This is a genomic window from Rhodanobacter lindaniclasticus, from assembly GCF_004799035.1.
Taxonomy (GTDB): domain Bacteria; phylum Pseudomonadota; class Gammaproteobacteria; order Xanthomonadales; family Rhodanobacteraceae; genus Rhodanobacter; species Rhodanobacter lindaniclasticus.
In genome coordinates this window covers 1-8,190 of sequence record NZ_MWIO01000081.1, presented here as the reverse complement: position 1 = coordinate 8,190, position 8,190 = coordinate 1, and the positions used below count along the sequence as shown (strand labels likewise).

Below are 8,190 nucleotides of genomic sequence, written 5' to 3'. Positions count from 1 at the left end.
GGCCGCGCGGTCGTCCGGATGCACCAGTTCGAAGATGCGCCGGCCGAGCACCTCGGTCGGCGCGTAGCCGAGGATCTGCTCGAAGCTCGCATTGACGTAAAGCAGGCGCCCGTCGGCGTCGACCACGCAGACGGCATCGGGCATCAGGTTCAGCACATCGGCGAGCGGGGGCAGCTTGGGAATCATGGATTGCCGGTTGGGAGCATCCGGCCTTGGGGCGTACCGGTTGGCGCAGTATGGCCAACCGGCGGGGCGGAGGCCACCCGCCGGAGCTCACCGATGCGTGCGGGCCGCGGCTGCCCGCGCGACCCGGCCGCGAAGGCCGCCTACGGTCGGTCCGGCACGCTGACCACCGGCGTGAAGCCGCCGAAGATCATCCGCTTGCCGTCGAACGGGCAATCGGCGGCCGCCTCCATGCGCGGATCCTTCATGAACTTCTCCATGCCGACGTCGCGGGTGGCCTTGTCGGGCCACTCGATCCAGGAGAACACCACCGATTCGTCCGGTGTCGCCTGCACGGCGCGGCGGAAGTCGGTGAGCTTGCCGTCGGGCACGTCCTCACCCCAGCACTCCATGACGCGGATGGCGCCGAGTTCGAGAAAGATCGGGTCGAAGGTGCCTGCGTGGGTGATGAACCGCGCGCGATTGGCGTTGGGCACGGCGATCACGAAACCGTCGATGTAGGACATGGTGGGCTCCGGTGGATGACGCGGCCGGATCGGCCGGTCTGCAATCATGCGACGAACGAGCCGGGGCGGGATCGACGCCTGCGCCGGGGCGCGCCGATACAATTGGCGGATCACCGCGGAAGGGCAGGACCAGGGCATGCGCAGTTTCGACGATCTCCAGGGCGGACACTGGCAGGCCGCGCTGCTGGATGCCTCGTACGGAAACGTGCTGCTGGTGTTCTCGCACGCCGGCGACGGGGAGATTCGCCAACTCGCCCTGCCGGCAGAGAACCTGCGCCTGGCCGAGGACGAGCTGGCCGCGATGGACGACGCCCGGCTGTGCCAGTTGCTGGCCGAATCGGAGCCATGGGCCTAGCGCACACTCCTGGTGCAGCCGGGGGCGGGTCAATGCCCGGCGGCGAGCAGCCGATACGGTGCAAGCTGCTCATAGTGCCTGCGTGCCTGTTCGGCCAGCCGGCGCTGAAAGGGGCTCAGCGTCGTCGGCGGATCGCGATAGGGTGCGAAGCCGGTGGACCGCTCCACCGCGGCGTACCAGTGCGGCGCCCACACACCGTCGCTGGCGCGTGGCCCGGCGGGCCAGTGCAGCATGCGAGGGCTGAAACCGATGCCCAGTCGCTCGCACAGCGCGCCCAGGATGCCGGCCGGGTCCCGCAGCACGTCGCTGGCGTCGATCACCGGTGGCGCATGTCCCAGCCGATCGCAGACGTGCTCGAACAGGCGCGCCTGCTGCCCGAAACCCAGCTCCCACGCCGCCGCGTCCGGGCGCTGGATGGTGAACGAGGCGACCACCGACTCCGGCGCGCGGATCAGGAAGCAGTTGCACACCTGGTCCAGCCAGTCGAGCGACATGCCCGCCAGCATGTGCTGGGTCATGTGTTTCTGGTACCAGATCGGATGCGCGTCGGGGATCGGGCCGGTGAGCATCGCCGCCACCACGGTCGCGTTGCTGCTCTGCGCGGCCAGCACCTCGTCGCGGCCGGGGTGCTGCACGCCGGTGGCGAGCAGGTAGTGGGCGTAGAACGGTTCGTCGATCACCACGGTGTCGCTGCGGTTCTCCCACGCGCGCATCATTGCCGTGGAGATGTTGCGCGGGCCGGACCACATCGCGATGCGCAGGCCCTCGCCCGGCCCGCTCATGCGCGCGGGCCTTCCCGGCCGGATTTCTCCACCAACGCCATGTAGAGCCGTTGCAGGCGCTCCACCATCGGGCCGCGCTTGCCGCCGGCCATGGCGCGGCCATCGATCTCGCGCGCCGGCACCACGCCGGCGAAGGTGCCGGTGACGAAGGCTTCGTCGGCACCGTGCACGTCGGTCAGGCTGAAGTTCTTCTCGAACACCGGGATGCCGTTGTCGCGACATAGCGCGATCACGTTGGCGCGGGTGATCCCGCCCAGGCAGTAGTCGCCGCTGGAGGTCCACACCTGGCCGCCACGCACGATGAAGAAGTGGGTGGAGTTGCAGGTGGCCACGAAGCCGTGCGGGTCGAGCATCAGCGCCTCGTCGGCGCCGGCCTTCTGCGCCTGGATGCAGGCCAGGATGCAGTTGAGCTTGGAGTGGCTGTTGAGCTTGGGATCCTGCACGTCGGGCGCACCGCGGCGCACGTGCACGGTGAACAGGCGGATGCCTTGCTCGACCGTGGCCGGCAGCGGCTGCTTGTATTCCGGGACGATGACGATGGTGGGCGCGCCGATCACGAAGCGCGGATCCTGGTGCGGCGTGGCCTTGATCCCGCGCGTCACCATCAGCCGGATATGGACGTCCGTCTGCATGCCGTTGGCGCGCAGCGTGTCGAGAATGCGTGCGGTCAGCGCGTCGCGGTCCAGCCCGATGTCCAGGTCGATCGCGCGGGCGCCTTCGTAGAGGCGGTCCAGATGCCGGTCGAGGAAGGGCAGGCCGCCGTCGTGCAGGCGCAGGCCCTCCCACACGCCGTCGCCGAGCACGAAGCCGCTGTCGAACACCGATACCTTCGCCTCGTGGCGCGCGAACAGCTCGCCGTTGACGCTGATCCGGATGGATTCGTTGCGCGCGTCGCCGAGGTAATCGTGGGTGCCCTTGCTCATGCCGGTCGCCTTGTCGGAATGCGTGCAGGTTACCCTTTCCCGCCACGGCATTCCTGCATCCGGGCGTGGCCACTTTTTTCGGTGCCGGTTTGTCGGTACGGTAGCGTGCAGGCGGGCGGCCGGGGCAAGGCGATGCATGTGGGGAAACCAGGCGGGAGCATGCGACATTGCCGTTGGCGCCGGCCGGGCATGGCCGCGACGGCGGCATTTTTCTTGTTGGCTTCCATTTTGTCCGAGGGGTGCGCCATGGGGTTGTCCAGTCCGCTGGTGCTGTTTTCCGAGGTGCACGGCACGGTGCTGAGCGACGGCAAGCCGGTGCAGGGCGCCGAGCTGGTGCAGGAAGTGGTGTGGTCGGACAACAAGAACGACGTGCCGCCCGCGCATACGCTCAGCGATGCGCAGGGCCGCTTCCGCTTTCCGGCGGTGGAGCATCGCCCCGGCGTGCTGCGCGCGGTGCCGCACCAGCCGGTGATCCTGCAGAAGATCATCATTCGTTACGAGGGCCGCGACTACACGGCCTGGCGGCACACCAAGAATTCCTACGAGCCGAATTCCGAGCTCGACGGCAAGCCGCTCGACCTGGAATGCGAGTTGACCCGCGCGCCCGACTTCGAGGGCACGCATTACGGTATCTGCAAGGCGATCTGAGCCGGAAGCTCAGTTGACTGGAAGCAAGCGGGGAGGGATGGGGATGTCGAATGACCTTTCACCGGCGCAGGCCGCCGAGATTGCGGACAGTGCGTATGCCTTGCGCCTGTCCACCGACATGGTGGATGCGGCGACCGCCGCGCCGACGGCACGCGAGTCGTTCGACCTCATGGGCGGCACGCGACTGACCGGCTCGACCGGGCTGGGCAGTTCGCCGATCAGCCAGCGCACCGGCTTCGGCTACGTGGCGCGCGGCAGGAATGCGCGCGAACGCGAGCGCCTGGTCTCGATCCGCGGCACCTTCAAGACCAGCGCCTACGACTGGCTCAGCAACCTGCGCATGGGCGGTGTCACCGGGCCGAGCGGCTATACGGTGCACGCCGGTTTCTGGGCGGCGGCGCAGAGCCTGCTGCCACAGATCCGCCAGGCGATTGGCTCGCCGGCCGAGGTATCCACGATCCACGTGGTGGGCCACAGCCTCGGTGGCGCGATCGCCACGCTGGTGGCCGACAGCCTCGGCGACCTCGGCTGCAGGCTGCAGCTGTACACCTTCGGCGCGCCCCGCGCCGGGTTGGAGCCGCACGCGCAATACCTCACCCGGCGTCTGGGCGCCGACGCGATCCATCGCGTGTACCACGACACCGACCTGGTGCCGATGGTGCCGGTCTACCCGTACAGCCACATGCCCTGGCGCGAAACCGCCTACCGCATGAAGGGCCCGGGCAAGCTGGTGTCCATCGAAGCGCACCTGATGCCGCAGTATCGCCGCTCGGTCGGCGACGCCACGTGGCATGGGCTGCCGGTGCTGCAGGAGGGGCCGGACAGCTTCGAGCAGGCCGAAGCCTGGCTGGGCGTGGCCGCCGCGGTCGGCGGGCCAAGCATGATGCTGTCGGCGACCGCCCTGCGCTGGATTCTCCGCGCGCTGGACTGGATCCTCTCCGCGCTGGGTCACGGCGCAGGCCTGACCGTGCTGGGCGGCGCCACCATCCTGGACACGCTGGCGCGGCTGCTCTACTCCGGCGCGCTGCAATCGCTGCGGCTGGCCGCCATGATCCGCAACCTGATCACTGCGATCATGCGTTTCATGGGCCGCACCGTGGCGGCCACGGTCAGCATCACCGTGGCCTTCGTCGAATACGTGCTCGGCATGCTGTTTCGCGTGGTATCCACGATGGCCCGGCAGGCCGTGGATGTGCTGCTGCGCTGACGCGTTCAGCGCAGGTGGGCGAACAGCATCGCGATATAGGCGGCCACCAGCGTGGCGCTGAAGATCACCAGCGCCTTGTGCAGCCACTCGCGGGCGGTCCATGCGCCGAGCAGGGAGGCGGCAATGAAAATCAGCTGGAAGCCTGTGTCCAGCGTCCGGGGCAGGGCGCCATGGAGCATCCAGCTCTTGCCGAGGCTGATTACCAGCAGCAGCACCAGCAAGGTGTAGAACCAGCGGTGGTTGGCGTAGTAATGCCGGCGCAGGTCGACCGGTTCACCCACGACGATGTCCGGCAGGACCAGCCCGGCCAGCAGGTACAACGGCACGGTTTGCGCCAGCAGCACGGAGAAGCCCAGGAAGCTCCAATCCTGGCGCAGGCGCAGGTCGTACATCGCCCACCAGACCTGCACATCGAGCACCAGCAGCACGATGGCCCATGCCAGCGAAGGCCAGTACATCGTGGCGCTGGAGCGCGCCAGCATCAGGCCGCGCAGACCCTGCAACACCTGGGTGATTGCCAGGCCCACGATGATCGAGAGCAGGACGGACAGGTAGCTGAAAGCATCCATGGGCGATTCGGATCAGTGCGGATTTGCGGAAACGCACTCTGCCCGAGTAGCTCGGTTCGCGCCAGCGATCAGCCGGCTTGCCTGGTCTCCCCGCCGCGGCGCGGCAGCTTCCAGCCCGGCCGGATGAAGTGGCAGGTGTAGCCGCTGGGGTAATGCTGCAGGTAGTCCTGGTGCTCGGGTTCCGCCTCCCAGAAATCGCCGGCGGGGGCGAGCTCGGTCACCACCTTGCCCGGCCACAGCCCGCTGGCGTCGACATCGGCGATGGTGTCCAGCGCGGTCTGCCGCTGTGCTTCGCTGGTGTAGAAGATCGCCGAGCGATAGCTGGCGCCGCAGTCGTTGCCCTGGCGGTTCGGCGTGCTCGGGTCGTGGATCTGGAAGAAGAACTCCAGCAGCTGCCGATAGCTGATGCGCGCCGGATCGAAGCTGATCTCGATCGCCTCGGCGTGGCTGCCGTGGTGGCGATAGGTAGCGTTCGGCACGTCGCCACCGGAGTAGCCCACGCGGGTGGACAGCACGCCGGGCTGCTGGCGGATCAGTTCCTGCATGCCCCAGAAGCAGCCGCCGGCCAGGATGGCGCGTTCGCTGGTCGGGCTCATGCGTCGTCCCTCTCGTTGTCGAACAGGTGGAGGAACTCGCCGTAGCCCTCCTTCTCCAGCTCTTCCAGCGGAATGAAGCGCAGCGAGGCGGAATTGATGCAGTAGCGCAAACCCCCGCTGGCGCGCGGGCCATCGGGGAAGACGTGGCCCAGGTGGCTGTCGCCGTCGCGCGAGCGCACCTCGGTGCGGATCATGCCGTGGCTGGCATCGTGTTTCTCCACCACGCGCTCGTCCTGCACGGGGCGGGTGAAGCTGGGCCAGCCGCAGCTGCTGTCGAACTTGTCCAGCGAGCTGAACAGCGGTTCGCCGGAGACGATGTCCACATACAGGCCGGGCGCGGCATGGGCGTTGTAGAGATTGTCGAACGGGCGCTCGGTCGCGGCCTGCTGGGTGACCCGGTACTGCTCCGGCGTGAGCCGGGCAACGGCTTCGGCGGTCTTGCGATATGTCGACATGGGAACCTCCGGGATGGTCGATGTTGTACGCCGCCACCAGCGGCGTCGCTACCTGACATGGGGTTCGCTGGAAACGCGGCAAGGTTACGCCGCATCGGTCAGGTGGCGGCCAGCGGTTCGGCGTCCAGCACGAACGCCAGGGCATCGCTGCAGCGGGCGTCCACCTTCAGGCTGAGCAGGGCGTCGGCGCGCGTACGGCCCAGCGTCACTGCCGCCACCGGTTTGCCAGCCCGGGCGGCCGCCTGCACGAAGCGGTAGCCGGAATACACCATCAGCGAGGAACCGACCACCAGCACGGCACCGGCCGCATGCAGCGCCTGCGTGGCCGTTTCCACCCGTTCGCGCGGCACGCCTTCGCCGAAGAACACCACGTCCGGCTTCACGATGCCGCCGCAGCGCGGGCACGACGGCAAGTCGAAGCGGGCGAAGTCCTGGCCGTCCAGGTCCGCGTCGCCATCGGGGGCGATGGCGGCATCGAGGTGCTGCCAGGCCGGGTTGCGTTCGATCAGCTGCTGCTGGAATGCATCGCGCGACAGGCGCCAGTCGCAGGCCATGCAGCGCACTTCGTCGAGCCGGCCGTGCAGGTCGACCACGTGCTCGCTGCCGGCACGCTGGTGCAGGCGGTCGACGTTCTGGGTGACCAGCAGTTCGATCTGTCCGCGGCGCTCCAGTTGCGCCAGGGCCAGGTGCGCGGGGTTCGGGCGCGCTTGGCCGAAGTGCGGCCAGCCGATCAGGCTGCGCGCCCAGTAGCGCTGGCGCGTGGCGTGTTCGTGCATGAAGGCCTGCAGCGTCACCGGCGGCGCGCGCTTCCACTCGCCTTCACGGTCGCGGTAGTCGGGGATGCCGGAGTCGGTACTGACGCCCGCGCCGGTCAGCACGAACAATCGCGGATGGGTTTCGATGAACTGCTGCAGCGGAGTCATGTCTGGCAAGCCGGGTCAGGTAGCCGAAAGCGACTGCCCTGAGCATAACCACCCCGTGGCAGTCCCGCGGCGATAACCGCAGGCTGCCATGGTGGCCGGATCAGGCGGCCACCGCCTCGGCTTCGACCGGCGCCGCCACGGGGCTGCGGATGAGGTGGTCGAACGCGCTCAGCGCGGCGGTGGAACCGGCGCCCATCGCAATCACGATCTGCTTGTACGGCACCGTGGTGGCGTCGCCGGCGGCGAACACGCCGGGCAGCGAGGTCTGGCCGCGCTCGTCGATGACGATCTCGCCCCGCGACGACAGCTCCAGCGTGCCCTTCAGCCACTCGGTGTTCGGCAGCAGGCCGATCTGCACGAAGATGCCTTCCAGCTCGATCGTATGCATCTCCTCGCTGACACGATCCTTGTAGACCAGCGCACTGACTTTCTGGCCGTCGCCCAGCACTTCGGTGCTCAACGCGCTGACGATGATGTCCACGTTGGGCAGGCTGCGCAGCTTGCGCTGCAGGACATCATCCGCACGCAGCTTGCTGTCGAACTCGATCAAGGTGACGTGGCTGACGATGCCGGCCAGGTCGATGGCCGCCTCGACGCCGGAGTTGCCGCCGCCGATCACCGCCACGCGCTTGCCCTTGTACAGCGGGCCGTCACAGTGCGGGCAGTAGGCCACGCCCTTGTTGCGGTACCGGTCTTCGCCGGGCACGCCCATCTGCCGCCAGCGCGCGCCGGTGGCGAGGATGACCGTCTTCGATTTCAGCGTGGCACCGTTGGCCAGCTGTACCTCGACCAGGCCGCCGGTGGCGTCGCTGGCCGGCACCAGCTTCTCGGCGCGCTGCAGGTTCATCACGTCCACGTCGTATTCGTGCACGTGCTGTTCCAGCGCCGCCGCCATCTTCGGGCCTTCGGTGTAAGGCACCGAGATGAAGTTCTCGATCGCCATGGTGTCCAGCACCTGGCCGCCGAAACGCTCGGCCGCCACGCCGGTGCGGATGCCCTTGCGCGCGGCATAGATTGCCGCCGCCGCGCGCAAGGGCATCCGC

At 68.3% G+C, this 8,190-nt stretch carries 12 protein-coding genes; 3 read left to right on the top strand and 9 right to left on the bottom strand.

Annotated elements, in window-relative coordinates; genetic code table 11:
- Both B1991_RS17795 and B1991_RS17790 read right to left on the bottom strand, forming a co-directional pair.
- Positions 1 to 186 (bottom strand): PAS domain-containing protein (locus B1991_RS17795; RefSeq protein WP_136260015.1); only part of this gene is annotated, 186 nt, incomplete at its 3' end.
- A gap of 140 nt (positions 187 to 326) precedes the next feature.
- On the bottom strand, positions 327 to 689 hold the full coding sequence (locus tag B1991_RS17790) for a DUF1428 domain-containing protein (RefSeq protein ID WP_136260014.1): 363 nt from the start codon (positions 687 to 689) through the stop codon (positions 327 to 329).
- Between the two features lie 136 nt (positions 690 to 825).
- Here B1991_RS17790 and B1991_RS17785 point away from each other — a divergent pair, with 136 nt between their 5' ends.
- On the top strand, positions 826 to 1,044 hold the full coding sequence (locus B1991_RS17785; protein WP_136260013.1) for a hypothetical protein: 219 nt from the start codon (positions 826 to 828) through the stop codon (positions 1,042 to 1,044).
- A 29-nt stretch (positions 1,045 to 1,073) separates the two neighbouring features.
- On the opposite strand, the gene B1991_RS17780 is transcribed toward B1991_RS17785, so the two are convergent.
- Together B1991_RS17780 and B1991_RS17775 are read right to left on the bottom strand one after the other, a co-directional pair.
- Positions 1,074 to 1,826 (bottom strand): sulfotransferase-like domain-containing protein, encoded by a 753-nt coding sequence (locus B1991_RS17780; RefSeq protein WP_136260012.1) that lies wholly within the window; start codon positions 1,824 to 1,826, stop codon positions 1,074 to 1,076.
- Positions 1,823 to 2,749: an aminotransferase class IV gene (locus B1991_RS17775; protein ID WP_136260011.1), complete on the bottom strand. Its 927-nt coding sequence runs from the start codon at positions 2,747 to 2,749 to the stop codon at positions 1,823 to 1,825. The genes B1991_RS17780 and B1991_RS17775 overlap by 4 nt, the downstream gene beginning before the upstream one ends.
- Positions 2,750 to 2,995: 246 nt before the next feature.
- Between B1991_RS17775 and B1991_RS17770 the strand changes: the two genes are divergently transcribed.
- Together B1991_RS17770 and B1991_RS17765 are read left to right on the top strand one after the other, a co-directional pair.
- Positions 2,996 to 3,397 (top strand): DUF4198 domain-containing protein, encoded by a 402-nt coding sequence (locus tag B1991_RS17770; protein WP_136260010.1) that lies wholly within the window; start codon positions 2,996 to 2,998, stop codon positions 3,395 to 3,397.
- Between the two features lie 43 nt (positions 3,398 to 3,440).
- The gene (locus B1991_RS17765) at positions 3,441 to 4,604 is read left to right on the top strand and encodes a lipase family protein (RefSeq protein ID WP_168709704.1); all 1,164 of its coding nucleotides are present in this window, start codon (positions 3,441 to 3,443) and stop codon (positions 4,602 to 4,604) included.
- 5 nt (positions 4,605 to 4,609) lie between these two features.
- On the opposite strand, the gene B1991_RS17760 is transcribed toward B1991_RS17765, so the two are convergent.
- The 5 genes from B1991_RS17760 to B1991_RS17740 all read right to left on the bottom strand — a co-directional run.
- Complete coding sequence (locus B1991_RS17760) at positions 4,610 to 5,173, bottom strand: hypothetical protein (RefSeq protein WP_136260008.1); 564 nt, start codon at positions 5,171 to 5,173, stop codon at positions 4,610 to 4,612.
- A 68-nt stretch (positions 5,174 to 5,241) separates the two neighbouring features.
- Complete coding sequence (gene msrA, locus B1991_RS17755; RefSeq protein WP_136260007.1) at positions 5,242 to 5,769, bottom strand: peptide-methionine (S)-S-oxide reductase MsrA; 528 nt, start codon at positions 5,767 to 5,769, stop codon at positions 5,242 to 5,244.
- Positions 5,766 to 6,224 carry a peptide-methionine (R)-S-oxide reductase MsrB gene (gene msrB / locus B1991_RS17750; RefSeq protein WP_136260006.1) on the bottom strand — a complete coding sequence of 153 codons (459 nt, stop codon included), beginning with the start codon at positions 6,222 to 6,224 and terminating at the stop codon, positions 5,766 to 5,768. Before msrB ends, msrA begins: the two co-directional genes overlap by 4 nt.
- A 98-nt stretch (positions 6,225 to 6,322) precedes the next feature.
- A complete protein-coding gene (locus tag B1991_RS17745) occupies positions 6,323 to 7,147 on the bottom strand; it encodes an NAD-dependent protein deacetylase (RefSeq protein ID WP_136260005.1) in 825 nt (274 codons plus the stop codon).
- 100 nt (positions 7,148 to 7,247) lie between these two features.
- A partial coding sequence (locus B1991_RS17740; protein ID WP_136260004.1) for an FAD-dependent oxidoreductase occupies positions 7,248 to 8,190 on the bottom strand: 943 nt, incomplete at its 5' end.